The following is a 24,634-nucleotide window of genomic DNA, read 5'->3' on the forward strand; positions in this document are numbered from 1 at the left end:
TCCCACCCCGCGCCCGCTCACCCGATGTCCAACGGATCCACCCGGATCCGCACGCGCGCCCCTTCAGTCACCCCGCGTGCCATCCGCGCCGCCTGCGCGCTCTTCAGCGCACCGGCCAGGGCCGCCCCGCTCCCCGGCGGCACCCGGATCAGCGCACGCTCCCAGTGCTCCGCCGTCGTCGGCCCGCCGGCCCGCCGCGCTCGTGCCCCACCGGCCGCAGGACCCGCACCCGACCCGGGGACCGCGGGCCCGGCCACCGGCACAGGCCCCAACACCTCGGCGTCCGGCGGCAGTTCGACCGCCGCCAGGAACTCGGCCACGGCCTGGACCGGTCCGGACACGGCGGCCATCCGCGACACCGGCGGAAAGCCCAGCTCGGCCCGTTCGGCGAGTTCCCGCACCGCGTGCCCCACCGGGTCCCACCGCACGAGCGCCTGCACGGGCCGTAGCATCGGCTCGGCGACCACGACGACCGTGCCGCCGGCCCCCTGGTTCCGTACGAGCGCGGCCGCGCCGATCCAGCGCCGCAGCGCGTCCTCCCCGGCCCGCAGATCGGGCCGCCCCAGCATGGCCCAGCCGTCGAGCAGCAGGGCCGCCGCGTACCCGCCCTCGGCGACCGGCTCGGCCCCGGGCGTGCTCACGACCAGCGCGGGCGTCCCGGGCACGGTGTCGAGCACCTGCTCCCGGCCGGAGGTCCGTACGGGCACGGCGGGAAACGCCCGTCCCAGTTCCTCGGCGGTCCGCCGCGCCCCCACGACCTGTGCCCGCAGCCGGTTGCTCCCGCACTCGGGGCAGTGCCAGCCGCTCTCCTCACGCCCGCACCATCCGCACAGCAGGGCCCCCGCACCGTCCTGCGCCGCCAGCGGCCCCGCGCAGTGCCGGCACCGAGCCGGCTCCCGGCACCGCGCGCAGGCCATCCGCGGCACATACCCCCGCCGGGGCACCTGCACCAGCACGGGCCCGTCCCGCAAGCCATCCCGCGCGACCTGCCAGGCGAGGCTCGGCAACCGAGCCGCCCGAGCCGCCTCGTCCCGCGCGAGGTCCGCGTCCCCCACGGTCCGCACCAGCGGCGCGGCGGCCCGCACCTGCTCCCGCCCGGCCACGATCGGCGCCGCCCAGCCGCTCTCGACGAGTTGGGCGGCCTCGACCGTGCAGCTCCAACTCCCCAGCAGGAAGCCGCACTTGTCCCGGGTGGCCCGCAGCTCCAGCACCTCGCGCACATGGGGAAAGGGGGCGTTGTCGTCGCTGTGACTGGCGTCCCCGTCGTCCCAGACGACGACCAGCCCGAGATCCCGCACCGGCGCGAACATGGCCGCCCGGGTCCCCACCACCGCCCGTACGGCCCCCCGGCGCACGGCCAGCCACTCCCGGTAGCGCCTCTCCTGCCCGGCGTCGGCGGTCAGCAGCGCGTGCCGCCCCTCCCCCAGCAACTGCCCGAGCGCCTCGTCGACCCGAGCCGCGGGCCGCCCGGCCGGTACGACCACGAGCGCGCCTCGCCCCGACGCCAGCGTCGCCTGCACGGCCCGCGCGATCTCCTCGGCCCACTCCGGCCCCGGCAACGCGGTCCACACGGCCCGGGGCGCACCCCCGCCGGCCAGCGCCCGCAGGAACCCCTCCCCCCGCCCGTACCGCAGCCACGATCCCGGCTCGGGCGCGGCGGGCGGGGCGGCCGGCTCGCCCATCGGCACGGCCTCCGCGCGAGCGTGCCGAGGGGGAACGGCCAGCTGCAGCACATCGGCGAGGCTCCCCGCGTACCGGTCGGCCACGGCCCTCGCCAGCCCCAACAGCTCGGGCCCCAGCACCGGTTCGGGGGAGACGACCTGGGCGAGCGCGGCCAGCGGCCCGCTGTAGTCCGACTCGGCGACCCGTTCGACGAGAAACCCGTCGATCAGCGAGCCGCCCTCGCGCCGCCCTTCGCGGACGTTGCGCCCCCCGGCGCCGAACCGCACCCGCACCCGCACCCCCGGCTGGGCGTCCGCGTCCAGTTCCTCCGGCACCGCGTAGTCGAAGTACCGGTCGAGATGCAGCACCCCCTTGTCGACCAGCACCCGGGCGACCGGCAACTCCTTGGCCAGCGCCGCCCCCCGCCAGGTCCGAGGCTTCGCCCGCGGCACCTTGGCCTTGCGCACCGCCTCCCGGACGAGCGCCAACTGCTCCGGCTCCCCGCCCCCCGCCGCGCCCCCGCCCCTCGTACCGTCCTCGCTGCTCACACCCCCATCCTCCCAAACCCCACTGACAGCCGACGCCGCCCGAGACCCCGGTGCGCGGCGGGCGCGGGGTGCGCACCCGGCAGTCCGGCGGCCGCGAGGGTCGGGGAACGCGGCGAGGCCCGGCACCCCCGAAGGGGTGCCGGGCCTCGCCGTGGAGCGGAAGAGGCAGTGGGTCAGGAGGGCTCAGAGGCCCGCGGCCTTGCGCAGTTCCTCGACGCGGTCCGTGCGCTCCCAGGTGAACTCGGGCAGCTCGCGGCCGAAGTGACCGTACGCGGCGGTCTGGCCGTAGATCGGGCGCAGCAGGTCGAGGTCACGGATGATGGCGGCCGGACGGAGGTCGAAGACCTCGTCGATGGCCTTCTCGATCCGGTCGGTGTCGACCTTGGCGGTGCCGAAGGTCTCCACGAAGAGACCGACGGGCTCGGCCTTGCCGATCGCGTACGCCACCTGCACCTCGCAGCGCGAGGCGAGGCCGGCCGCGACGACGTTCTTGGCGACCCAGCGCATCGCGTACGCCGCCGAGCGGTCGACCTTGGACGGGTCCTTGCCCGAGAAGGCGCCGCCGCCGTGGCGGGCCATGCCGCCGTACGTGTCGATGATGATCTTGCGGCCGGTCAGGCCGGCGTCGCCCATCGGGCCGCCGATCTCGAAGCGGCCGGTCGGGTTGACCAGCAGGCGGTAGCCCTCGGTGTCCAGCTTGATGCCGTCGTCCAGCAGGGCCTTCAGCTCGGGCTCCACCACGAACTCGCGGATGTCCGGGGCGAGGAGGGACTCCAGGTCGATGTCGCTGGCGTGCTGCGAGGAGACGACGACCGTGTCCAGGCGGACCGCCTTGTCACCGTCGTACTCGATGGTGACCTGGGTCTTGCCGTCGGGACGGAGGTAGGGGATGGTGCCGTTCTTGCGGACCTCGGACAGGCGCTTCGACAGGCGGTGCGCCAGGAAGATCGGCAGCGGCATCAGCGTCGGCGTCTCGTCCGACGCGTAACCGAACATCAGGCCCTGGTCGCCCGCACCCTGCTTGTCCAGCTCGTCCTCGTCGCCCTCGACCCGCGACTCGTAGGCCGTGTCCACACCCTGCGCGATGTCCGGGGACTGCGCGCCGATCGACACCGACACACCGCAGGAGGCGCCGTCGAAGCCCTTCTTCGACGAGTCGTAGCCGATGTTCAGGATGGTGTCGCGCACCAGCTGGGCGATCGGCGCGTACGCCTTGGTCGTGACCTCTCCGGCCACATGCACGAGGCCGGTCGTGATGAGCGTCTCCACGGCGACGCGGGACGTGGGGTCCTCGCGCAGGAGCGCATCGAGAATGGCATCGCTGATCTGGTCAGCGATCTTGTCGGGGTGACCCTCGGTCACGGACTCCGAGGTGAACAGACGACGGGACACAACGCTCCCTGGGGTTGCAGCGGCTGCTGGCTGATCATTGGCGGACGTGCTCGGGGGCTGCGCCCGGCGTCGTCCGAGAACAGTTTATCGGTCGGGCTCGGCCACCGGCCCACCTGTCTCGCCTCTCGGGAGCCCTGTGACCTGCGGCACGTGCATTCTGCCCAATGGTCGTCGCTGTCCGCCAGGGTCGCCACGCCCGAATGTGCGTGGTTCGAGTGGGCCCTGACGTGAATACCACCGTCACCCGAGTCTGTCGGCCACCAGGTCCCACACCGTTTCGGCCAGGGCTTCCTTGGGGCCGTACGGCACAGGTGTCTCGCTTCCGTCGGCTCCCAGCACCACGGCCTCGTTCTCCTCGGAGCCGAAGGTCTTGCGCTCCCCCACCTCGTTCACCACCAGCAGGTCGCACCCCTTGCGGGCCAGTTTGGCGCGGCCGTTGGCGAGGACGTCGTCGGTCTCGGCGGCGAAGCCGACGATCACCTGGCCGGGGCGCGGGCGGTCCGCCGAGATCTCCGCGAGGATGTCCGGATTACGTACCAGGACGATGGGCTCGGGTTCCTGGCCGTCCTTCTTCTTGATCTTGCCGGTGGCGTAGTTCTCCGGGCGGAAGTCCGCCACGGCGGCCGCCATCACCACCACGTCCGCCTCCGGCGCCGCCTTGAGTACCGCCTCGCGCAGCTGGACCGCCGTACCGATCCGGACGACGTCCACGCCGGCGGGGTCCGGCAGCCCGGTGTTGCCCTCGATGAGTGTGACCCGGGCGCCTCGCGCGGCTGCCGTACGGGCGAGGGCGTACCCCTGTTTGCCGGAGGAGCGGTTGCCGAGGAAGCGGACGGGGTCGAGGGGCTCCCGGGTGCCGCCGGCGGTCACCACGACGTGCCGGCCGACGAGGTCGGGCTCGGTGACGCCGCGGGCCAGCACCCGGCGGCAGACCTCGAAGATCTCGGCGGGGTCCGGCAGCCGGCCCTTGCCGGTGTCGACGCCGGTCAGCCTGCCCACGGCGGGGTCGATGACGAGGGCGCCCCGGCGGCGGAGCGTCGCCACGTTCTCCTGGGTGGCCGGGTGTTCCCACATCTCGGTGTGCATGGCGGGGGCGAAGACGACCGGACAGCGGGCGGTGAGCAGGGTGTTGGTGAGGAGGTCGTCGGCCAGGCCGTGGGCGGCCTTGGCCAGCATGTCGGCGGTGGCCGGGGCGACGACGACCAGCTCGGCCTCCTGCCCGATGCGCACGTGCGGCACCTCGTGGACGCTCTCCCAGACCTCGGTGGAGACCGGGTTGCCGGAGAGCGCGGACCACGTGGCGGCGCCCACGAAGTGCAGCGCGGAGTCGGTCGGCACGACCCGTACGTCATGACCGGACTCGGTCAGCCGGCGCAGCAGCTCGCACGCCTTGTAGGCGGCGATGCCACCGCTGACCCCCAGAACGACCTTCGGCTTGCCCACCGGGCCTCCCCGCACTCGGATGTGTACGCCTCTGTGTGACGCCTCAATGACACACCACAGGCCCGACAGTTGCTCCCCCAGCTAACGCTGGGAGGTGCCCCCTGCCGGGCCTGTGGATAAACCTACTGCGATCTGCCGATATGACTTACGCGGGGCCCTCGACGGCCTCGGACGTCAGCAGACCCGCGTTGATCTCGCGCAGGGCGATCGAGAGCGGCTTCTCGTGGACGTGGGTGTCGACGAGGGGACCGACGTACTCGAGGAGGCCCTCGCCGAGCTGCGAGTAGTACGCGTTGATCTGGCGGGCACGCTTGGCCGCGTAGATCACGAGGCTGTACTTCGAGTCGGTGGCCTCGAGGAGCTCGTCGATCGGCGGGTTGATGATGCCCTCGGGCGCGGAGATGGAAGAGGACACGCTCTACCTTCCGATGGATGGGAAAAGATCGGTCGTGATCACAGAAAACGGACAGAGCCCGTGATCACACAACATCCATCAAGGCTAGCAGCTCGCGGGCCACGTCCTCGACGGAGGTGTTGACCAGGGTCACGTCGAACTCCGGCTCGGCCGCCAGCTCGATCTTGGCCGCCTCCAGGCGGCGTTCGATCACCTCGGGCGGCTCGGTGCCCCGGCCGGTGAGCCTGCGCACCAGTTCCTCCCAGGAGGGAGGCGCCAGGAAGACCAGCTGGGCGTCCGGCATGGTCTCGCGGACCTGCCGTGCGCCCTGGAGGTCGATCTCCAGCAGGACCGGCTCGCCCCGCTCCAGGCGTTCGAGCACGGCGGCCCGGGGGGTGCCGTAGCGGTTGCCGGCGAACTCGGCCCACTCCAGCAGCTCGCCGTTGGCGATCAGCTTGTCCATCTCGTCGTCGGTGACGAAGAAGTAGTGGACTCCGTGCTGCTCGCCGGGGCGTGGCTTGCGGGTCGTCGCCGACACCGACAGCCAGACCTCGGGGTGCGCCTTGCGCATATGGGCGACGACCGTGCTCTTGCCGACCCCTGAGGGGCCGGAGAGCACGGTCAGCCGCGGACGTACGTCCGGGGGCTCGGGGGTCGTCCCCCGGAATGTTGCAGCCATGCAGCGATTATTCCAGCAATCCCGGAGTGCCCGGGACTCCCTTCCCGCCAGGGGGCGGGATCAGGAACCGGTGCTGCCGAACTCACGCTCCAGGGAAGCGATCTGGTTGGAACCGAGGCCGCGTACACGACGGCTCTCGGAGATGCCGAGTCGCTCCATGATCTGCTTGGCGCGGACCTTGCCCACGCCCGGCAGGGACTCGAGCAGGGCGGAGACCTTCATCTTGCCGATGACGTCGTTCTCCTGGCCCTGCTTGATGACCTCGTGCAGGGAGGCGCCGGAGTGCTTGAGTCGATTCTTGACCTCGGCCCGCTCCCGGCGAGCCGCGGCGGCCTTTTCGAGCGCGGCTGCGCGCTGTTCAGGGGTAAGGGGCGGAAGAGCCACGCCTACGTCACCTCGGATGTCGAACTGTCGGATACGGACCGGTGAGGAACCTAGTCGCCCCACACCTGGGGTGCTACGAGCAACACGCTCGCCCGTTCACCCTGCTCGGAGACTAGCGGCCAACTCCGCCAGAGTCAGCGAGAACAGCGGAAAAGTCCTGGTCAGCCTCCATGGAGTCGGACATAAGCCTCATATCGCCCCGGATTTGAGAATGTATTCAGACTCAAGGCGGCCGGGAACCGACCCTCGGCCACTCATCGGAGGTCTCGGGCGGCCGTCGTCGCGGTGCGGATCTCGTCCGCGAAACGATCCGAGGCGTCACGCAGCGCGACGACGTCGCCACCGTGACGAAGGACACCTCGACTGACGTTCGGCACCACATGGCGCACGGCGGCGCCGAAGACCGCCGGAAGATCGGCCGGAGTGGCCCCCTGGGCGCCGATCCCCGGCGCGAGGAGAGGTCCGTTGATGTTCAGGTCGTACGACGAGAGGTCACCCAGCGTGGCGCCGACGACGGCGCCGAAGGACCCCAGGGGCTCCTCCCCCGCGTTCTCGGCCGCCAGGTGCGCCAGCATGGTCGCGCCGACGTTCCGGCCGTCGGGGTCGTCGGTGCGGACCGCGTGCTGCACCTCGCCGCCCTCCGGGTTGGAGGTGAGCGCCAGCACGAACAGTCCGGCCCCGTTCTCGCGGGCCAGCTCCACGGCGGGCTTCAGCGAGCCGTAGCCCAGGTAGGGCGAGACCGTCAGCGCGTCCGAGAAGAGCGGCGCGTCCTTGTGCAGGAAGGTCTCGGCGTAGGCGGCCATGGTGGAGCCGATGTCGCCGCGCTTGGCGTCCATGACGACCAGCGCGCCGGCCGCCCGCGCCTCGGCCACGGACTTCTCCAGGACGGCGATGCCGCGCGACCCGAAGCGCTCGAAGAACGCGCTCTGCGGCTTCAGGACGGCCACCCGGTCGGCCAGCGCCTCGACGACCGTGCGGCTGAACCGCTCCAGGCCCGCGACGTCGTCGTTCAGGCCCCAGTCGGCGAGCAGGGAGGCGTGCGGGTCGATGCCGACGCAGAGCGGCCCGCGTTCGTCCATGGCTCGGCGCAGGCGGGCGCCGAAGGGCTCGGTCATACCGTCTTCCTCACATCGGCGCCGACCGCGTCGGCGAGGGTGGCGTAGGGGCTCGTGCGCAGGCAGGCCGCGAGGCCCTTGTGCAGGGCGCGCGACCAGAAGGGGCCCTCGTAGATGAAGGCGCTGTAGCCCTGGATCAGGGTGGCGCCCGCCAGGATGCGCTGCCAGGCGTCCTCGGCGTTCTCGATGCCGCCGACGCCCACCAGGGTGATCCGGTCGCCCACGCGCGCGTAGAGGCGGCGCAGGACGGCGAGGGAGCGGTCCTTGACCGGGGCGCCGGAGAGACCGCCCGTCTCCTTCACGAGGGAGGGTTCGGACTTCAGACCGAGTCCGTCGCGCGCGATGGTGGTGTTCGTGGCGATGATCCCGTCCAGTCCCAGCTCCACGGCGAGGTCGGCGACGGCGTCGACGTCCTCGTCGGCGAGGTCGGGCGCGATCTTCACCAGCAGCGGCACGCGGCGGGTGCGGACCGTGCGGTCGGCGGCCTCGCGGACGGCGGTCAGCAGTGGCCGCAGCGCCTCGGTGGCCTGGAGGTTGCGCAGGCCGGGCGTGTTGGGCGAGGAGACGTTGACGACGAGGTAGTCGGCGTACGGGGCGAGACGCTCGGTGGACTTCACGTAGTCCGCGGCGGCCTCGTCCTCGGGGACGACCTTGGTCTTGCCGATGTTGACGCCGACGACGGTTTTGAAGACGGGCGTGCGGGAGGCCAGGCGGGCGGCGACGGCGAGCGAGCCCTCGTTGTTGAAGCCCATGCGGTTGATCAGGGCGCGGTCGGCGACCAGGCGGAACAGCCGCTGCTTGGGGTTGCCGGGCTGGCCCTCGCCCGTCACCGTGCCGATCTCGACGTGGTCGAAGCCGAGCATCGACATCCCGTCGATCGCGATCGCGTTCTTGTCGAAGCCGGCGGCGAGTCCGAAGGGGCCGTGCATCCGCAGTCCGAAGGCCTCCGTGCGCAGTTCCTCGTAGCGGGGCGCGAGGGCCGCCGCCAGGAAGGTCCGCAGCACGGGGACACGGACGGCGAGGCGGATCCAGCGGAAGGCCAGGTGGTGGGCCTCCTCCGGGTCCATCCGCTTGAAGACCAGACGGAAGAAGAGCTTGTACATGGTGGTGTCCTCATGAAGAGGGGGACACCGTTTCCGGTGTCCCCCTCTTCGGCTGCTAGTCGCGGGCCGCGGTCAGGTGTTCGGCGTGTTCCTGGAGCGAGCGCACGCCCACGTCGCCGTGGTTGAGCGCGTCGATGCCCTGGACGGCTGCCGCGAGGGCCTGCACGGTCGTCAGGCACGGCACGGAGCGGGCCACGGCGGCGGTACGGATGTCGTAGCCGTCGAGGCGGCCACCGGTGCCGTACGGGGTGTTGACGATGAGGTCGACCTCGCCGTCGTGGATGAGCTGGACGATCGTCTTCTCGCCGTTCGGGCCGGTGCCCTCGGACTGCTTGCGCACGACGGTGGCGTTGATGCCGTTGCGCTTGAGGACCTCGGCGGTGCCGGAGGTCGCGAGCAGTTCGAAGCCGTGCGCGACCAGTTCGCGTGCCGGGAAGATCATCGAACGCTTGTCGCGGTTGGCGACCGAGATGAACGCGCGGCCCTTGGTCGGCAGCGGCCCGTAGGCGCCGGCCTGCGACTTGGCGTACGCCGTGCCGAAGACGGAGTCGATGCCCATGACTTCGCCGGTGGAGCGCATCTCCGGGCCGAGGATGGTGTCGACGCCGCGCCCGTGGATGTCACGGAAGCGCGACCACGGCATGACGGCCTCCTTGACGGAGATCGGCGCGTCGAGTGGCAGCTCACCGCCGTCCCCGTTGGCCGGCAGCAGCCCCTCCGTCCGCAGTTCGGCGATGGTCGCGCCGAGCGAGATGCGGGCGGCGGCCTTGGCCAGCGGCACCGCGGTCGCCTTCGAGGTGAAGGGGACCGTGCGGGAGGCGCGCGGGTTGGCTTCGAGGACGTAGAGGATGTCCCCGGCCATCGCGAACTGGATGTTGATCAGACCGCGCACGCCGACGCCCTTGGCGATGGCCTCGGTGGAGGCGCGCAGGCGCTTGATGTCGAAGCCGCCGAGGGTGATCGGGGGCAGGGCGCACGCCGAGTCGCCGGAGTGGATGCCGGCCTCCTCGATGTGCTCCATGACGCCGCCGAGGTAGAGCTCGTGGCCGTCGTACAGGGCGTCGACGTCGATCTCGATCGCGTCGTCGAGGAAGCGGTCGACGAGGACCGGCCGGGAGGGGCTGATCTCGGTCGACTCGGCGATGTACGCCTCCAGGCGGGTCTCGTCGTAGACGATCTCCATGCCGCGTCCGCCGAGCACGTAGGACGGGCGGACGAGGACCGGGTAGCCGATCTCGTCGGCGATGGCCTTGGCGCCCGCGAAGGTGGTCGCGGTGCCGTGCTTGGGCGCGGGGAGGCCGGCCTCGGCGAGGACGCGTCCGAAGGCGCCGCGGTCCTCGGCGGCGTGGATGGCCTCCGGGGAGGTGCCGACCACGGGCACGCCGTTGTCCTTGAGCGCCTGCGACAGGCCCAGCGGGGTCTGGCCGCCGAGCTGGACGACGACGCCCGCGATCGGGCCGGCCTGCGACTCGGCGTGCACGATCTCCAGCACGTCTTCCAGCGTCAGCGGCTCGAAGTACAGGCGGTCGGAGGTGTCGTAGTCCGTGGAGACGGTCTCCGGGTTGCAGTTGACCATCACGGTCTCGTAGCCCGCGTCGCTCAGCGCGAAGGAGGCGTGGACGCAGGAGTAGTCGAACTCGATGCCCTGGCCGATGCGGTTCGGACCCGAGCCGAGGATGATCACGGCCGGCTTCTCGCGCGGGGCGACCTCCGACTCCTCGTCGTAGGAGGAGTAGAAGTACGGCGTCCGCGCGGCGAACTCGGCGGCGCAGGTGTCGACCGTCTTGTAGACCGGGCGCACGCCCAGCGCGTGGCGGACCTCGCGCACGACGTCCTCGCGCAGGTCCCGGATCTCGCCGATCTGCTGGTCGGAGAAGCCGTGCCGCTTGGCCTCGGCGAGCAGCTCGGGGTCGAGCTTCTCGGCGGCGGCCAGTTCGTCGGCGATCTCCTTGATCAGGAAGAGCTGGTCGACGAACCACGGATCGATCTTGGTGAACTCGAAGACCTCCTCGGGCGTGGCGCCCGCGCGGATGGCCTGCATGACGGTGTTGATGCGCCCGTCGGTGGGCCGGACGGCCTCTTCGAGGAGCGTGGCCCTGTCGCCGGGCTCGCCGACGAAGGTGAACTGGCTGCCCTTCTTCTCCAGCGACCGCAGCGCCTTCTGCAGCGCCTCGGTGAAGTTGCGGCCGATCGCCATGGCCTCGCCGACCGACTTCATGGTGGTGGTCAGGGATGAGTCGGCGGACGGGAACTTCTCGAAGGCGAATCGGGGGGCCTTGACGACCACGTAGTCGAGCGTCGGCTCGAAGGAGGCCGGGGTCTGCTCGGTGATGTCGTTCGGGATCTCGTCGAGCGTGTAGCCGACGGCCAGCTTGGCGGCGATCTTGGCGATCGGGAAGCCGGTCGCCTTGGAGGCGAGCGCCGAGGACCGCGACACGCGCGGGTTCATCTCGATGACGATGACCCGGCCGTCCTCGGGGTTCACCGCGAACTGGATGTTGCAGCCGCCGGTGTCGACGCCGACCTCGCGGATGATCGCGATGCCGACGTCTCGGAGCACCTGGTACTCGCGGTCGGTGAGGGTCATCGCGGGCGCGACCGTGATCGAGTCACCCGTGTGCACGCCCATGGGGTCGAAGTTCTCGATGGAGCAGACGACCACGACGTTGTCGTTCTTGTCGCGCATCAGCTCCAGCTCGTACTCCTTCCAGCCGAGGATGGACTCCTCCAGGAGCACCTCGGTGGTGGGAGAGAGCGTCAGGCCCTGGCCGGCGATGCGGCGCAGTTCCTCCTCGTCGTGGGCGAAGCCGGAGCCGGCGCCGCCCATGGTGAAGGAGGGGCGGACGACGACGGGGTAGCCGCCGAGCGTCTCGACGCCGCCGAGCACGTCGTCCATGGAGTGGCAGATGACCGAGCGGGCGGACTCGCCGTGCCCGATCTTGGCGCGGACGGCCTCGACGACCTCCTTGAAGAGGTCGCGGTCCTCGCCCTTGTTGATGGCCTCGACGTTGGCGCCGATCAGCTCGACGCCGTACTTCTCCAGCGTCCCGGCCTCGTGCAGCGAGATGGCCGTGTTGAGGGCCGTCTGACCGCCGAGGGTGGGCAGGAGGGCGTCCGGGCGCTCCTTGGCGATGATCTTCTCGACGAACTCGGGGGTGATCGGCTCGACGTAGGTGGCGTCGGCGATCTCCGGGTCGGTCATGATCGTCGCCGGGTTGGAGTTGACGAGGATCACGCGCAGGCCCTCGGCCTTGAGCACGCGACACGCCTGGGTGCCGGAGTAGTCGAACTCGGCGGCCTGGCCGATGACGATCGGGCCGGAGCCGATGACCAGGACGGACTGGATATCGGTGCGCTTAGGCACGCTGGCCCTCCATCAGGGATACGAAGCGGTCGAACAGGTAGGCGGCGTCGTGCGGGCCCGCTGCCGCTTCGGGGTGGTACTGGACGCTGAACGCCGGCCGGTCGAGGAGCTGGAGCCCCTCCACCACGTCGTCGTTGAGGCAGACGTGGGAGACCTCGGCGCGGCCGTAGGGGGTGTCGGAGACCTCGTCGAGCGGGGCGTCGACGGCGAAGCCGTGGTTGTGCGCGGTGACCTCGACCTTGCCGGTCGTACGGTCCTGCACCGGCTGGTTGATGCCCCGGTGGCCGTACTTCAGCTTGTAGGTGCCGAAGCCGAGCGCGCGGCCGAGGATCTGGTTGCCGAAGCAGATACCGAAGAGCGGGGTGCCGCGCTCCAGGACCGCCCGCATGACGGAGACGGGGTGGTCGGCGGTGGCCGGGTCGCCGGGGCCGTTGGAGAAGAACACGCCGTCGGGGTTCACGGCGTAGACGTCCTCGGCGGTCGCCGTGGCGGGCAGGACGTGCACCTCGATGCCGCGTTCGGCCATCCGGTGCGGGGTCATGCCCTTGATGCCGAGGTCGACGGCGGCGACGGTGAACTTCTTCGTGCCGATGGCGGGGACGACGTACGTCTCCTTGGTGGCGACCTCGGCGGAGAGGTTCGCGCCCTTCATCTCGGGGGCCTCGCGGACCTCGGTGAGCATGACGCCCTCGTCGGGCAGCGCGTTGCCGGAGAAGATGCCGACGCGCATGGCGCCGCGCTCCCGGAGGTGGCGGGTGAGGGCGCGGGTGTCGATGCCGGAGATGCCGACGACGCCCTGGGCGCGCAGCTCGTCGTCCAGGGAGCGTCGGGAGCGCCAGTTGGAGGGCACGCGCGCGGGGTCGCGGACGACGTATCCGGAGACCCAGATCTTCTTGGACTCGGGGTCCTCGTCGTTGACGCCGGTGTTGCCGACGTGCGGGGCGGTCATGACGACGACCTGGCGGTGGTACGACGGGTCGGTGAGGGTCTCCTGGTAGCCGGTCATCCCGGTGGAGAACACGGCCTCGCCGAAGGTCACCCCCACGGCCCCGTAGGCACGGCCGCGGAAGATCCGGCCGTCCTCCAGGACGAGTACGGCGGGAACCCTGGTGGCTCCCCGGGTGGAGGTCGTCATCGTGCGCCTTCCGTTTCCGTCTTGTTGATCATCTGGTTCAGGGTCTCGACCCACTCGTTGTGCTCGGCCGCGCGGTCGGAGCGGAACCCGGAGTCGAGCGGCTTGCCGCCGTGCTCCCAGGTGACGATCAGCAGGCCGCCCTCGGTGAGCACCTTGCCGGCGATGCCCTTGTCGAGCCGGGCTTCGCGCAGGGCCTCGGCCGGGACGAAGAAGTCCGTCGCTCCGGGGCGTACGACGTCCAGGCCCGCGTCCGTCAGGGTCAGCTCGACCCGGCTGCGGGTGCCCAGGCCGTGCGCCACGATGCGGTCGAGCCACTGCCCGGCGGTGGTGGAGCCGTGGTAGCGGCCGCTCATGTTCAGTCTGGCCTCGCCCGGCTCGTCCGGCGCGGTGGGCAGCTCGGGCAGATCGCCCTGGAGCGTCCCGCGCCACTTCCAGCCCTCGCGCATCAGCCAGTAGACGAGCGCGACGAACAGGGCGAGTCCGACGACCCAGCCGATGCGCGCGGCCCAGTCGGTGACCTCGGCCGATTCCTTCTCGGCGGCCAGCAGAATTACAGGTGTCACGTGAGCTTCCCGTCGACGAGCGTGGCCTTGCCCCGCAGCCACGTGTGCGTGACACGGCCCGGCAGCTCGCGGCCCTCGTAGGGGGTGTTGCGGCTGCGCGAGGCGAAGCCCGCGGGATCCACCGACCCACGGTATGCCGTGTCGACGAGGGTGAGGTTGGCGGGCTCACCTGCCGAGACGGGACGTCCATGACCGGACGCCTGTCCGATCTTCGCGGGCTTGACCGACATGCGGTCCGCGACACCCGCCCAGTCGAGCAGACCGGTGCTGACCATCGTCTCCTGGACCACCGACAGCGCGGTCTCCAGGCCGACCATGCCCATGGCGGCGGCGGCCCACTCGCAGTCCTTGTCCTCGTGCGGGTGCGGGGCGTGGTCGGTGGCGACGATGTCGATGGTGCCGTCGGCGAGCGCCTCGCGCAGGGCCAGCACGTCGCGCTCGGTGCGCAGCGGCGGGTTGACCTTGTAGACCGGGTTGTAGGAGCGCACCAGCTCGTCGGTGAGGAGGAGGTGGTGCGGGGTGACCTCGGCGGTGACGTCGATGCCGCGGGACTTGGCCCAGCGGACGATCTCCACCGAGCCCGCGGTCGAGAGGTGGCAGATGTGGACGCGGGAGCCGACGTGCTCGGCGAGCAGGACGTCCCGGGCGATGATCGATTCTTCGGCCACCGCCGGCCAGCCGCCGAGGCCCAGCTCGGCGGAGACGATGCCCTCGTTCATCTGGGCGCCCTCGGTGAGGCGGGGCTCCTGCGCGTGCTGGGCGACGACGCCGCCGAAGGCCTTGACGTACTCCAGGGCCCGGCGCATGATCACCGCGTCGTCGACGCACTTGCCGTCGTCGGAGAAGACGGTGACGCCGGCGGCCGACTCGTGCATGGCGCCCAGCTCGGCGAGCTTCTTGCCCTCCAGGCCGACGGTGACGGCACCGATGGGCTGCACGTCGCAGTAGCCGTGCTCCTGGCCGAGCCGGTAGACCTGCTCGACCACACCGGCGGTGTCGGCGACCGGGAAGGTGTTGGCCATGGCGAAGACGGCCGTGTAGCCGCCGGAGGCCGCCGCGCGCGTGCCGGTCAGCACGGTCTCGGAGTCCTCACGGCCGGGCTCGCGGAGGTGGGTGTGCAGGTCGACGAGGCCCGGCAGCAGTACCTTGCCCTCGGCCTCGACGACCACCGCGCCCTCGTCCGACAGTCCGGTGCCCACCTCGGCGATGATCTCGCCGTCGATCAGCACGTCCTGCGGCTCGCCGCCCAGCACCTTCGCACCACGGATCAGGATCTTGCTCATGGACTTACTTCTCCTCGGTGGTGCGGGTGTGGGTGACGGCGGGCTCGTTGCCGCCCAGCAGCAGGTACAGCACGGCCATCCGGATGGAGACACCGTTGGCGACCTGCTCGACGACGGTGCAGCGGTCGGAGTCGGCGACCTCGGCGGTGATCTCCATGCCCCGGACCATCGGGCCGGGGTGCATCACGATGGCGTGCTCGGGCATCCGCGCCATCCGGTCGCCGTCGAGGCCGTAGCGCCGCGAGTACTCGCGCTCGGTCGGGAAGAACGCGGCGTTCATCCGCTCCCGCTGCACACGCAGCATCATCACCGCGTCGGATTTGGCGAGCGTGCTGTCGAGGTCGTAGCTCACCTCGCAGGGCCAGGTCTCGACGCCGACCGGGACCAGGGTGGGCGGGGCGACGAGGGTGACCTCGGCGCCGAGGGTGTGCAGCAGGTCGACGTTGGAGCGGGCGACGCGGCTGTGCAGGACGTCGCCGACGAGCGTGATCCGCTTGCCGGACAGGTCCTGGCCGAGTCCGGCGTCCCGGCCGACGAGACGGCGCCGCATGGTGAAGGCGTCCAGCAGGGCCTGGGTGGGGTGCTGGTGGGTACCGTCGCCCGCGTTGATCACGGCGGCGTCGATCCAGCCGGAGGTCGCCAGCCGGTACGGGGCCCCCGAGGCGCCGTGCCGGATGACGACGGCGTCGACGCCCATCGCCTCCAGCGTCTGGGCGGTGTCCTTGAGGGACTCGCCCTTGGACACGCTCGATCCCTTGGCGGTGAAGTTGATGACGTCCGCCGAGAGGCGCTTCTCGGCGGCCTCGAAGGAGATCCGGGTGCGGGTGGAGTCCTCGAAGAAGAGGTTGACGATCGTGCGGCCGCGCAGGGTCGGCAGTTTCTTGATCGGCCGGTCGGCGACCCGGGCCATCTCCTCGGCGGTGTCGAGGATCAGGACGGCGTCGTCACGGGTGAGGTCGGCGGCCGAGATGAGATGACGCTGCATCTGTCAGGCTCCGTAAAGCAGTTCGGGAGATTACGGGCAGTCAGGGGCATCGCGGGGGGACGTACGGCACGGGGCCGCACGCGCGCGCGTGCTACTGCTGGGCGGTCCGCTTCGCACCGAGCAGGACGGTGTCCCGACCGTCTTCCTCGGCGAGCTGGACCTTGACCGTCTCCCGCAGCGACGTGGGGAGGTTCTTGCCGACGTAGTCGGCGCGGATGGGCAGTTCGCGGTGGCCCCGGTCGACGAGGACCGCGAGCTGGACGGCGCGCGGGCGGCCGATGTCGTTCAGCGCGTCGAGCGCCGCGCGGATCGTGCGGCCGGAGAAGAGCACGTCGTCGACGAGGACGACCAGGCGGCCGTCGATGCCGTCACCGGGGATCTCGGTGCGGGCCAGCGCACGCGGCGGGTGCATGCGCAGGTCGTCGCGGTACATGGTGATGTCGAGCGAGCCGACCGGGATCTTGCGGTCGGTGATCTCCGCGAGCTTGGCGGCGAGCCGCTGGGCGAGGAAGACGCCCCGGGTCGGAATGCCGAGGAGCACCACGTCGTCGGCGCCCTTGGCGCGTTCGACGATCTCGTGGGCGATGCGGGTCAGTACGCGCGCGATGTCGGGGCCTTCGAGAACGGGCCTCGCATCGGACGACTGCGCGTCCTGGGGAAGATTCTGCTGCGGGTCGTGCGTGTCCATACGAAACGGACCTCCTTCTCCGCCTCACGGGACGGACCTTAAAGGACGTCGGATTTGCGCCGTCAACGTTAGCAGGCCCCCGCAACGCCCCTGATCACCCCCCTGGCCCAAGGGAACGCGGTTACCACGGAAGAGTCGGTCCGGACCATTCGGCTTGACGGGGCAGAGTCACGCTGCGTAACCTCACAGTGAGTCACCAGCCTTCGTCCGGGGAGCTATATGTCCAGCGAATACGCCAAACAGCTCGGGGCCAAGCTCCGGGCCATCCGCACCCAGCAGGGCCTTTCCCTCCACGGTGTCGAGGAGAAGTCCCAGGGACGCTGGAAGGCGGTCGTGGTCGGTTCGTACGAGCGCGGAGACCGCGCCGTCACCGTGCAGCGCCTCGCGGAGCTGGCGGACTTCTACGGGGTCCCTGTGCAGGAGCTGCTTCCTGGTACGACCCCTGGTGGCGCCGCCGAGCCGCCGCCGAAGCTGGTCCTCGACCTGGAGCGCCTGGCCCATGTGCCGGCCGAGAAGGCGGGCCCGCTGCAGCGTTACGCGGCGACGATCCAGTCCCAGCGCGGTGACTACAACGGCAAGGTGCTCTCGATCCGCCAGGACGACCTGCGCACACTCGCCGTCATCTACGACCAGTCCCCCTCGGTCCTCACCGAGCAGCTGATCAGCTGGGGCGTCCTCGACGCGGACGCGCGCCGCGCGGTCTCCCACGAGGACAACTGACACCTCGGGCAACACCCAGCAGAAACGTGCCGCCGGGGCGGCTCGAACCGATTGGTTCGGGCCACCCCGGCGGTTTTTCTGCTTGTCGTACGGCGCGTGAACACCAGGAGCGGGACCGCGCCCCGACAGGGGCGCGGGGAACTGCGCGACCAGCCACGAATCACCCGCGGCCGACTCCGCACAGCACCCCGACGGCGCTCCCCCGTTCTCCCTGCCTACTCGGCTTCCCGGCGAAGCGAAGGCTTGAGGTCCTTCAGCCGGCCGAGCAGCCCGTTCACGAACGAGGGCGAGTCGTCCGTGGAGAACTCCTTCGCCAGCTGCACCATCTCGTCCAGCACCACCGCGTCCGGAGTGGCGTCGACCCAGATCAGCTCGTACGCGCCGAGCCGCAGGATGTTGCGGTCCACCACCGGCATCCGGTCGAGCGTCCACCCCACCGAGTACTGGGCGATCAGCTCGTCGATCCGCTTGGCGCGCTCGGCGTACCCCTCGACCAGCTCCATGGTGTATTCGCTGACCGGGGGCTGACGGGTGTCGCTGTGGGCGTGCCGGATCCAGTCCGCGAGGACGGTCAGGACGTCGACCCCGCGCTGGTCGCCCTCGAAGAGGATCTGGAAGGCGCGCTTGCGGGCCGTGTTACGGGCAGCCACGGTTAGCTGTTCACCCGGCCGAGGTAGTCGCTGGTGCGGGTGTCGACCTTGATCTTCTCGCCCGTGGTGATGAAGAGCGGCACCTGGATCTGGTGGCCGGTCTCCAGGGTGGCGGGCTTGGTGCCACCGGTGGAGCGGTCGCCCTGGACGCCCGGCTCGGTCTCCTGGATGACGAGCTCGACGGCGGCCGGCAGCTCGACGAAGAGCACCTCGCCCTCGTGCTGCGCGACGGTGGCGGTGAAGCCCTCGATCAGGAAGTTGGCGGCGTCGCCGACGGCCTTGCGGTCGACCATGAGCTGGTCGTAGGTCTCCATGTCCATGAAGACGAAGTACTCGCCGTCCATGTAGGAGAACTGCATGTCGCGCTTGTCGACAGTGGCCGTCTCGACCTTGACGCCGGCGTTGAACGTCTTGTCGACGACCTTGCCGGAGAGCACGTTCTTGAGCTTGGTGCGCACGAAGGCCGGGCCCTTGCCGGGCTTGACGTGCTGGAACTCGACGACGGACCAGAGCTGGCCGCCTTCGAGCTTGAGCACCAGGCCGTTCTTGAGGTCGTTCGTGGAAGCCACGGTTGCGGAATCTCCTGGACTGACGTGGACGACCCCGGGCCACGCGCCCAGCCGATGAGCTAGAGCGCGAGCAGCTCCTTGGTCGTGATGGTGAGTAGCTCGGGTCCGCCGTCCGCCTCGGGGCGTACGACGAGCGTGTCATCGATCCGGACGCCGCCCCTGCCCGGGAGGTGGACCCCCGGTTCGACGGTGACCGGCACGCAAGCGTCCAGTTTACCCATGGCCGCGGGGGCCAACTGCGGGTCCTCGTCGATTTCGAGTCCGACCCCGTGCCCCATCAGCACCGGGAGGCCCTCACCGTGCCCCGCGGAGTCCAGGACCTGGCGGGCCGCGCGGTCCACGGCGCGGTAGGCCGCACCGGGTACGAGGGACTCCCGTCCGGCCCGCTGGGCTGCGAAGACCAGGTCGTACAGCTCGATCTGCCAGTCGGCGGGCGAGGTCCCGATCACGAACGTACGGCCGACCTCACAGCGGTAGCCGCGATAGGTCGCGCCGAGACAGACGGAGAGGAAGTCGCCCTCCTCGACCCGGCGATCGGTGGGGACGTGACCGGGGCGGCCGGAGTTCGGGCCGGTGCCCACGGAGGTCGCGAAGGCGGGTCCGTCCGCGCCGTGGTCGACGAGGCGGCGCTCGAGTTCCAGGGCCAGATGGCGCTCGGTACGGCCGACGAGGATCGATTCGAGGAGTTCGCCCAGGGCCTGGTCGGCGATCTCCGCGCCGATCCGCAGACAGGAGATCTCCTCCTCGTCCTTGACCACCCTGAGCTGCTCGACCGCGCCGCCGAGGTCGGCCAGCCGCAGCCGGGGCGCGACCGAGCGGATCGCCCGGTGACGGGCCACGGTGAGGTGGTGTTCCTCCACGGCGAGCGACTCCGCTCCCAGAGCCGTGGCGAGGTCGGAGGCGGCGACCGCCGGGTCCCCGCCGGGGCTCGGCAGCACGTGGACGCGTACGGCGTCGTCGGGACGGCCCTCGCCGATCTCACCGCTCGGCGGGGCACCACAGACGAGAATGTCCTCGCCCCGGCCCAGCAGCAGGACGGCTCCCGCGGGCGCCGCGCCCGCGAGGTAGCGGACGTTGGCCGGACGGGTCACGAGGGCGGTGGTGCTCCCGTTGGAGTGGCAGCGTTCTCTCAGCCGGGCACGGCGGGCCGTGTAGACCTCAGACATGAGCCGAGCGTATGAGCTCCGCTGGTTAACCGCCGGTCGAGTGCGGCCGAGTGGGGGCACTGCGCGGAGTGAGGGGGTGCGATGAGGGGTTGTGTGCCGTCCGCGAGCCGGTGGGGGCTGGTCGCGCAGTTCCCCGCGCCCCTTCAGGGCGCGGGCTTCAGCGCGCCGGGGCTACCACTTCGGGGGGCTCGCGATCGACCGTGCCAGGACCTCGTCCAGGACCCTCGCCGTGGCCGGGACGTCCAACTGGGAGTTGTCGATGATCGGGAGGCCCGAGCCGTACCAGCCCGCCATCCGGCCGTGGATGCGGGCGACCTCCTCGTCGGTGAGGCGGCGGTTGCCCGAGCGCTCGGCGTTGCGTTCCAGGACAATCTCCAGGCCCGGGAGGAGGACCACCGGGAGCAGGCCGGGACCGACGTGCCGCTTCCAGCCGCCGAGGCCGACGACCGGGCGGTCGGGGAAGACGGCGTCGTCGAGGATGCAGGAGATGCCGTTGGCCAGGAAGTTCCTGGCGGAGAAGCCGCAGGTGCGGCGGGCGAGACGATACTGCGCCTCGGAGTTGTCGTTCCATCCGGACTGCGGGTCGGCGAAGCCCGAGCGCACCCACTCGCGTACGTCGTCCAGGCTGATGTGCGCGGTGGGGACCCTGCGGTGGTCCGCCCAGTACTTGGCGACGCTGGTCTTGCCGGCCCCCGCGGGCCCGATGAGCAGGACCGCGAGCGTGGTGGTGGTGACGTCGGGGGCGCCGGTGGCGGGCGGCGGCATGGTGACGGGGCCGCCCGGGGGCAGTTGCACGTGTCCGGTGGTGTCCCTCGGCATCCCGGTCTGCTGCGGGGCGGAGGGGTGCGGATGTCCCGGGCCACCGGCGAAGCCCGGCGCCGGGGGCACCGAGCCGGGAGGGGCGGGTGGGGGTGACGAGACGGGTGGCGCGGCCGGCGTGGGCGGCGCCGCGGGCGCGGGCGGCGGTACGGGGCCCGGGTGCGAGCCCGGGGGGACCGGGTGGCTCGCACCGGGGTGCCCCGGCGGGTTCGCGCCCGGCGCTCCCGGGTGAGGGGGTGCCGGGTGGCCCTGGTGGTTCGCGGTCGGCGACCAAGGCGCCGCCGGGTCCTGCCCCGGCCGATGGGGCGGCGGCAGCGGAGCTCCCACTGCGTGCTGCATCCGGTGCCACTCCGTCTCGTACAGTCACATCGACACTGGCGAGCGGGGTCTCGCGACCCCGCTCCTACCGAACGGTACCGTCCCCGGCCGCCGTTTGGTGAACGGCCGGGGGCAGCCCGAAGTGCCCAAGTGGCCATGGACACAAGGCGAATCGGGCAAGTGGTGCCCGAGCGGGCGTTACTGGCCCACTTCGCCGTAGGCGGCGAGCAGGATCGCCGGGTCGGGTCCCTCCAGGACGGTGGGCTTGGCCAGGCCGTCCAGGACGATGAAGCGCAGCAGGTCGCCCCGGGACTTCTTGTCGACCTTCATCGTCTCCAGCAGCCGGGGCCACTGGTCGTAGCGGTAGGTCAGCGGCAGCCCGACGGATTCCAGGACCGTACGGTGGCGGTCGGCGGTGGCGTCGTCCAACCGGCCCGCGAGGCGGCCCAGTTCGGCGGCGAAGTGCATGCCGACGGACACGGCCGCGCCGTGCCGCCACTGGTAGCGCTCGTTCTTCTCGATCGCGTGGGCCAGCGTGTGCCCGTAGTTGAGGATCTCGCGGCGCCCGGACTCCTTGAGGTCGCCGGAGACGACCTCGGCCTTGACCCGGATCGACCGCTCGATCAGCTCGGACGTGTGCGGTCCCGCCGGGGTGCGGGCGGCCTGCGGGTCGGCCTCGATCAGGTCCAGGATCACCGGGTCGGCGATGAAGCCGGCCTTGATGATCTCGGCGAGGCCGGAGACGTAGTCGTTGACCGGCAGCGAGTCCAGCGCGGCCAGGTCGCACAGCACCCCGGCCGGCGGGTGGAACGAGCCCACCAGGTTCTTGCCCTCGGCCGTGTTGATGCCGGTCTTGCCGCCGACGGCCGCGTCCACCATGGCCAGCACGGTGGTGGGGATGGCGATCCAGCGGACCCCGCGCAGCCAGGTCGCCGCCACGAAACCGGCCAGGTCGGTGGTGGCGCCGCCGCCGACACCGACGATGACGTCGGTGCGGGTGAAGCCGGACTGGCCGAGCGCCTTCCAGCAGTACGCGGCGACCTCGGCGGTCTTGGCCTCCTCCGCGTTCGGCACCTGGATGGCGACCGCCTCGAAGCCCTGGTCCGCCAGATCGGCGCGCAGCGCCTCGCCGGTGTCCGCCAGCGCCTCGGGGTGGATCACCGCGACGCGCTTCGCGCGGTTGCCGATCAACCCGCCCAGCTCGCCGAGGAGTTGACGCCCCACCAGGACTTCGTACGGCTCGGTGCCCGCCGTACCGCCGACCTGGATCCGGGTCACTGTCTCGCTCATGCTTCCTTCAACTCCAGTGCGTCCAGGGCAGCCCGGGTGACTTCCTCGGGCGTGCGGCCGTCGGTGGCGACGACGACCGTGGCGACCTCCTCGTAGAGGTTGCGCCGGGCCTCCATCAACTCCCGCCACTGCTTGCGGGGGTTGACGGCCAGCAGGGGGCGTGCGGCGTTGAGGCCGGTGCGCTTGACGGCCTCCTCGACGTCCATCGAGAGGTAGACGACCCGCTGTCCGACGAGCAGAGCCCGGGTGTCGGCGTCGAGGATCGCGCCGCCACCGAGGGCGAGGACGCCCTCGTGGCCCGCGAGCGCCGTGTGCACGGCCTTCTTCTCGATGGCGCGGAAGGCGGACTCGCCCTCGTCGACGAAGATCTCCGCGATCTCGCGGCCCTGCTCGGCCACGATGTCGTCGTCGGTGTCGCGGTAGGCGACACCGAGCCGCTCGGCGAGCAGCTGTCCGACGGTGGACTTGCCGACGCCCATGGGGCCGACGAGGACGACCAGAGGCACCGGGCTCACCGGATCGCGAGGTGGTCGAGGTAGGAGCGGACGTTGCGGGCCGTCTCGGTGACGCTGTCGCCGCCGAACTTCTCGGCGACCGCGTCGGCCAGCACCAGGGCCACCATCGCCTCGGCGACGATGCCGGCCGCCGGCACGGCGGAGACGTCGGAGCGCTGGTGGTGCGCCTGCGCGGCCTCGCCCGTGGTCACGTCGACGGTCTGCAGGGCGCGCGGCACGGTCGCGATCGGCTTCATCGCCGCGCGGACCCGCAGCAGTTCGCCCGTGGTCAGCCCGCCCTCGGTGCCGCCGGAGCGGCCGGAGACCCGGCGGATGCCCTCGGGGGTGTTCACGATCTCGTCGTGCGCCTTGGAGCCCGGCACCCGCGCCAGCTCGAAGCCGTCGCCGATCTCGACGCCCTTGATGGCCTGGATGCCCATCAGCGCGCCGGCGAGACGGGCGTCCAGCTTGCGGTCCCAGTGGACGTGCGAGCCGAGGCCCACCGGCACGCCGTACGCCAGGATCTCGACGACGCCGCCGAGGGTGTCGCCGTCCTTGTGGGCCTGGTCGATCTCCGCGACCATCGCCTTCGACGCGTCGGCGTCCAGGCAGCGCACCGGGTCGGCGTCCAGCTTCTCCACGTCGGCCGGGGTGGGGTACACACCCTGCGGGGCCTTCGCGGCGGCCAGCTCGACGACGTGGCTGACGATCTCGATGCCGGCCGTCTCCTTCAGGTACGAGCGGGCGACGGCGCCGAGGGCGACCCGGGCCGCGGTCTCGCGGGCGGAGGCGCGCTCCAAGACCGGGCGGGCCTCGTCGAAGCCGTACTTCTGCATGCCGGCCAGGTCGGCGTGGCCGGGGCGGGGGCGGGTCAGCGGCGCGTTGCGGGCGAGTCCGGCGAGGATCTCCGGGTCGACCGGGTCGGCCGCCATGACCTGCTCCCACTTCGGCCACTCGGTGTTCCCGACCATGATCGCCACCGGGGAGCCCATGGTGAGGCCGTGCCGCACACCGCCGAGGAAGGTGATCTCGTCGCGCTCGAACTTCATCCGGGCACCGCGTCCATAGCCCAGGCGCCGCCGGGCCAGGTGGTCCGCCACCATCTCCGTGGTGATCGGCACGCCGGCGGGAAGGCCCTCCAGCGTCGCGACAAGTGCGGGACCGTGGGACTCCCCCGCGGTCAGCCAGCGCAACCTGCTCAACGGTGCTCCTCAGTGCTCGCGCCCGGTACTGCGTCCTGCCTGCGTGTACGCGCGTCCTCGCGTACGGCGACGGCTACCGGGTGCGCGGCCCCGGCCCGCCACCTCCGATCCTCCCACGTCCGGGGCGGGAGGCGGTCACAGGTCCAGCAGACGGACGGGCCGGGCACGCGGGACGGGGCACCGCGCCGGATCAGCGCATCTTCGCCGCCGCGCTCTTGATCGCCTCCCGGATGCGAAAGTACGTGCCGCAGCGGCAGACGTTGGCGATCTCGTCGATGTCGGCGTCGGTGGGGTCGCTGGTCCGCTTGAGGAGGGCGACGGCGGCCATGATCTGTCCGGGCTGGCAGTAGCCGCACTGGGCCACGTCCTGCTCCAGCCAGGCCTCCTGGACGGGGTGCAGCCGGTCGCCGTCGGCCAGGCCCTCGATGGTGGTGACCTCGCGGCCCGCCGCCTCGGCGACCGGGACCACGCAGGGCCGGACGGCCTCGCCGTCGAGGTGGCTGGTGCAGGCCTTGCAGACGTCGATGCCGCAGCCGTACTTGGGTCCGCGCACACCGAGCAGATCGCGCAGCGCCCACAGCAGGGGCAGGTCGTCGGGGGCGTCGACGGTGACGGTCTCCCCGTTCACGGTGAAGGTGTGTGAGGGCATCGAGGTGCTCCTGGATTCT

23 protein-coding genes are annotated in these 24,634 nt (G+C 71.3%); 1 reads left to right on the forward strand and 22 read right to left on the reverse strand.

Annotated elements, in window-relative coordinates:
- Positions 1–17: 17 nt before the first annotated feature.
- From L3078_RS08390 to pyrR, 14 genes are all read right to left on the reverse strand, one after another.
- Entirely contained in the window at positions 18–2,210 is a 2,193-nt protein-coding gene (locus L3078_RS08390) for a primosomal protein N' (RefSeq protein WP_239752412.1), read from the reverse strand.
- A gap of 183 nt (positions 2,211–2,393) precedes the next feature.
- Entirely contained in the window at positions 2,394–3,602 is a 1,209-nt protein-coding gene (metK, locus tag L3078_RS08395; RefSeq protein WP_215450995.1) for a methionine adenosyltransferase, read from the reverse strand.
- Between the two features lie 240 nt (positions 3,603–3,842).
- On the reverse strand, positions 3,843–5,045 hold the full coding sequence (gene coaBC, locus L3078_RS08400) for a bifunctional phosphopantothenoylcysteine decarboxylase/phosphopantothenate--cysteine ligase CoaBC (protein WP_239752413.1): 1,203 nt from the start codon (positions 5,043–5,045) through the stop codon (positions 3,843–3,845).
- Positions 5,046–5,190: 145 nt separating this feature from the next.
- Complete coding sequence (gene rpoZ / locus L3078_RS08405) at positions 5,191–5,460, reverse strand: DNA-directed RNA polymerase subunit omega (protein ID WP_005485492.1); 270 nt, start codon at positions 5,458–5,460, stop codon at positions 5,191–5,193.
- 64 nt (positions 5,461–5,524) lie between these two features.
- Positions 5,525–6,118: a guanylate kinase gene (gene gmk, locus L3078_RS08410; RefSeq protein WP_220650020.1), complete on the reverse strand. Its 594-nt coding sequence runs from the start codon at positions 6,116–6,118 to the stop codon at positions 5,525–5,527.
- A gap of 60 nt (positions 6,119–6,178) precedes the next feature.
- Positions 6,179–6,502, reverse strand: coding sequence for an integration host factor (locus tag L3078_RS08415; RefSeq protein WP_003977346.1), 324 nt, complete (start codon positions 6,500–6,502; stop codon positions 6,179–6,181).
- A gap of 254 nt (positions 6,503–6,756) precedes the next feature.
- Positions 6,757–7,617 carry an orotidine-5'-phosphate decarboxylase gene (pyrF, locus tag L3078_RS08420; protein ID WP_239752414.1) on the reverse strand — a complete coding sequence of 287 codons (861 nt, stop codon included), beginning with the start codon at positions 7,615–7,617 and terminating at the stop codon, positions 6,757–6,759.
- The gene (locus L3078_RS08425; protein ID WP_239752415.1) at positions 7,614–8,720 is read right to left on the reverse strand and encodes a quinone-dependent dihydroorotate dehydrogenase; all 1,107 of its coding nucleotides are present in this window, start codon (positions 8,718–8,720) and stop codon (positions 7,614–7,616) included. The genes pyrF and L3078_RS08425 overlap by 4 nt, the downstream gene beginning before the upstream one ends.
- A 55-nt stretch (positions 8,721–8,775) precedes the next feature.
- On the reverse strand, positions 8,776–12,084 hold the full coding sequence (carB, locus tag L3078_RS08430; protein WP_239752416.1) for a carbamoyl-phosphate synthase large subunit: 3,309 nt from the start codon (positions 12,082–12,084) through the stop codon (positions 8,776–8,778).
- The gene (gene carA, locus L3078_RS08435) at positions 12,077–13,219 is read right to left on the reverse strand and encodes a glutamine-hydrolyzing carbamoyl-phosphate synthase small subunit (protein WP_239752417.1); all 1,143 of its coding nucleotides are present in this window, start codon (positions 13,217–13,219) and stop codon (positions 12,077–12,079) included. Before carA ends, carB begins: the two co-directional genes overlap by 8 nt.
- The gene (locus tag L3078_RS08440) at positions 13,216–13,782 is read right to left on the reverse strand and encodes a PH-like domain-containing protein (RefSeq protein ID WP_239752419.1); all 567 of its coding nucleotides are present in this window, start codon (positions 13,780–13,782) and stop codon (positions 13,216–13,218) included. The genes carA and L3078_RS08440 overlap by 4 nt, the downstream gene beginning before the upstream one ends.
- Positions 13,779–15,065 carry a dihydroorotase gene (locus tag L3078_RS08445; protein ID WP_239752420.1) on the reverse strand — a complete coding sequence of 429 codons (1,287 nt, stop codon included), beginning with the start codon at positions 15,063–15,065 and terminating at the stop codon, positions 13,779–13,781. Before L3078_RS08445 ends, L3078_RS08440 begins: the two co-directional genes overlap by 4 nt.
- Before the next feature lie 4 nt (positions 15,066–15,069).
- A complete protein-coding gene (locus L3078_RS08450; protein ID WP_045557249.1) occupies positions 15,070–16,050 on the reverse strand; it encodes an aspartate carbamoyltransferase catalytic subunit in 981 nt (326 codons plus the stop codon).
- A gap of 91 nt (positions 16,051–16,141) precedes the next feature.
- Positions 16,142–16,738 carry a bifunctional pyr operon transcriptional regulator/uracil phosphoribosyltransferase PyrR gene (gene pyrR, locus L3078_RS08455; protein ID WP_239752421.1) on the reverse strand — a complete coding sequence of 199 codons (597 nt, stop codon included), beginning with the start codon at positions 16,736–16,738 and terminating at the stop codon, positions 16,142–16,144.
- A 219-nt stretch (positions 16,739–16,957) separates the two neighbouring features.
- Here pyrR and bldD point away from each other — a divergent pair, with 219 nt between their 5' ends.
- Positions 16,958–17,458 (forward strand): transcriptional regulator BldD, encoded by a 501-nt coding sequence (gene bldD / locus L3078_RS08460; protein WP_045557247.1) that lies wholly within the window; start codon positions 16,958–16,960, stop codon positions 17,456–17,458.
- Between the two features lie 215 nt (positions 17,459–17,673).
- Here bldD and nusB read toward each other — a convergent pair whose 3' ends face one another.
- The 8 genes from nusB to L3078_RS08500 all read right to left on the reverse strand — a co-directional run bounded on the left by nusB (position 17,674) and on the right by L3078_RS08500 (position 24,615).
- On the reverse strand, positions 17,674–18,108 hold the full coding sequence (gene nusB / locus L3078_RS08465; RefSeq protein ID WP_215450984.1) for a transcription antitermination factor NusB: 435 nt from the start codon (positions 18,106–18,108) through the stop codon (positions 17,674–17,676).
- A 2-nt stretch (positions 18,109–18,110) separates the two neighbouring features.
- The gene (gene efp, locus L3078_RS08470; protein WP_033532566.1) at positions 18,111–18,677 is read right to left on the reverse strand and encodes an elongation factor P; all 567 of its coding nucleotides are present in this window, start codon (positions 18,675–18,677) and stop codon (positions 18,111–18,113) included.
- Between the two features lie 59 nt (positions 18,678–18,736).
- Positions 18,737–19,843: an aminopeptidase P family protein gene (locus tag L3078_RS08475; protein WP_239752422.1), complete on the reverse strand. Its 1,107-nt coding sequence runs from the start codon at positions 19,841–19,843 to the stop codon at positions 18,737–18,739.
- Between the two features lie 171 nt (positions 19,844–20,014).
- Positions 20,015–21,001: an AAA family ATPase gene (locus tag L3078_RS08480; RefSeq protein ID WP_239752423.1), complete on the reverse strand. Its 987-nt coding sequence runs from the start codon at positions 20,999–21,001 to the stop codon at positions 20,015–20,017.
- A 177-nt stretch (positions 21,002–21,178) separates the two neighbouring features.
- Entirely contained in the window at positions 21,179–22,270 is a 1,092-nt protein-coding gene (aroB, locus tag L3078_RS08485; RefSeq protein ID WP_239752425.1) for a 3-dehydroquinate synthase, read from the reverse strand.
- Positions 22,267–22,749, reverse strand: a complete 483-nt coding sequence (locus tag L3078_RS08490; protein ID WP_239760248.1) for a shikimate kinase — start codon at positions 22,747–22,749, stop codon at positions 22,267–22,269. The genes aroB and L3078_RS08490 overlap by 4 nt, the downstream gene beginning before the upstream one ends.
- A 32-nt stretch (positions 22,750–22,781) precedes the next feature.
- Positions 22,782–23,966, reverse strand: a complete 1,185-nt coding sequence (gene aroC / locus L3078_RS08495; protein WP_239752426.1) for a chorismate synthase — start codon at positions 23,964–23,966, stop codon at positions 22,782–22,784.
- A gap of 190 nt (positions 23,967–24,156) precedes the next feature.
- Entirely contained in the window at positions 24,157–24,615 is a 459-nt protein-coding gene (locus L3078_RS08500; RefSeq protein ID WP_239752428.1) for a (2Fe-2S)-binding protein, read from the reverse strand.
- Positions 24,616–24,634 lie beyond the last annotated feature (19 nt).

It is taken from the genome of Streptomyces deccanensis (assembly GCF_022385335.1).
Lineage (GTDB): Bacteria > Actinomycetota > Actinomycetes > Streptomycetales > Streptomycetaceae > Streptomyces > Streptomyces deccanensis.

Excerpts from the sequence above, each read along its gene's own strand:
- gmk (WP_220650020.1), bottom strand. The coding sequence starts at position 6,118 with ATGGCTGCAACATTCCGGGGGACGACCCCCGAGCCCCCGGACGTACGT.
- pyrF (WP_239752414.1), bottom strand. The coding sequence starts at position 7,617 with ATGACCGAGCCCTTCGGCGCCCGCCTGCGCCGAGCCATGGACGAACGC.
- L3078_RS08425 (WP_239752415.1), bottom strand. The coding sequence starts at position 8,720 with ATGTACAAGCTCTTCTTCCGTCTGGTCTTCAAGCGGATGGACCCGGAG.
- carA (WP_239752417.1), bottom strand. The coding sequence starts at position 13,219 with ATGACGACCTCCACCCGGGGAGCCACCAGGGTTCCCGCCGTACTCGTC.
- L3078_RS08445 (WP_239752420.1), bottom strand. The coding sequence starts at position 15,065 with ATGAGCAAGATCCTGATCCGTGGTGCGAAGGTGCTGGGCGGCGAGCCG.
- L3078_RS08450 (WP_045557249.1), bottom strand. The coding sequence starts at position 16,050 with ATGCAGCGTCATCTCATCTCGGCCGCCGACCTCACCCGTGACGACGCC.
- pyrR (WP_239752421.1), bottom strand. The coding sequence starts at position 16,738 with ATGGACACGCACGACCCGCAGCAGAATCTTCCCCAGGACGCGCAGTCG.
- bldD (WP_045557247.1), top strand. The coding sequence starts at position 16,958 with ATGTCCAGCGAATACGCCAAACAGCTCGGGGCCAAGCTCCGGGCCATC.
- L3078_RS08475 (WP_239752422.1), bottom strand. The coding sequence starts at position 19,843 with ATGTCTGAGGTCTACACGGCCCGCCGTGCCCGGCTGAGAGAACGCTGC.
- L3078_RS08480 (WP_239752423.1), bottom strand. The coding sequence starts at position 21,001 with ATGCAGCACGCAGTGGGAGCTCCGCTGCCGCCGCCCCATCGGCCGGGG.
- aroB (WP_239752425.1), bottom strand. The coding sequence starts at position 22,270 with ATGAGCGAGACAGTGACCCGGATCCAGGTCGGCGGTACGGCGGGCACC.
- L3078_RS08490 (WP_239760248.1), bottom strand. The coding sequence starts at position 22,749 with ATGGGCGTCGGCAAGTCCACCGTCGGACAGCTGCTCGCCGAGCGGCTC.
- L3078_RS08500 (WP_239752428.1), bottom strand. The coding sequence starts at position 24,615 with ATGCCCTCACACACCTTCACCGTGAACGGGGAGACCGTCACCGTCGAC.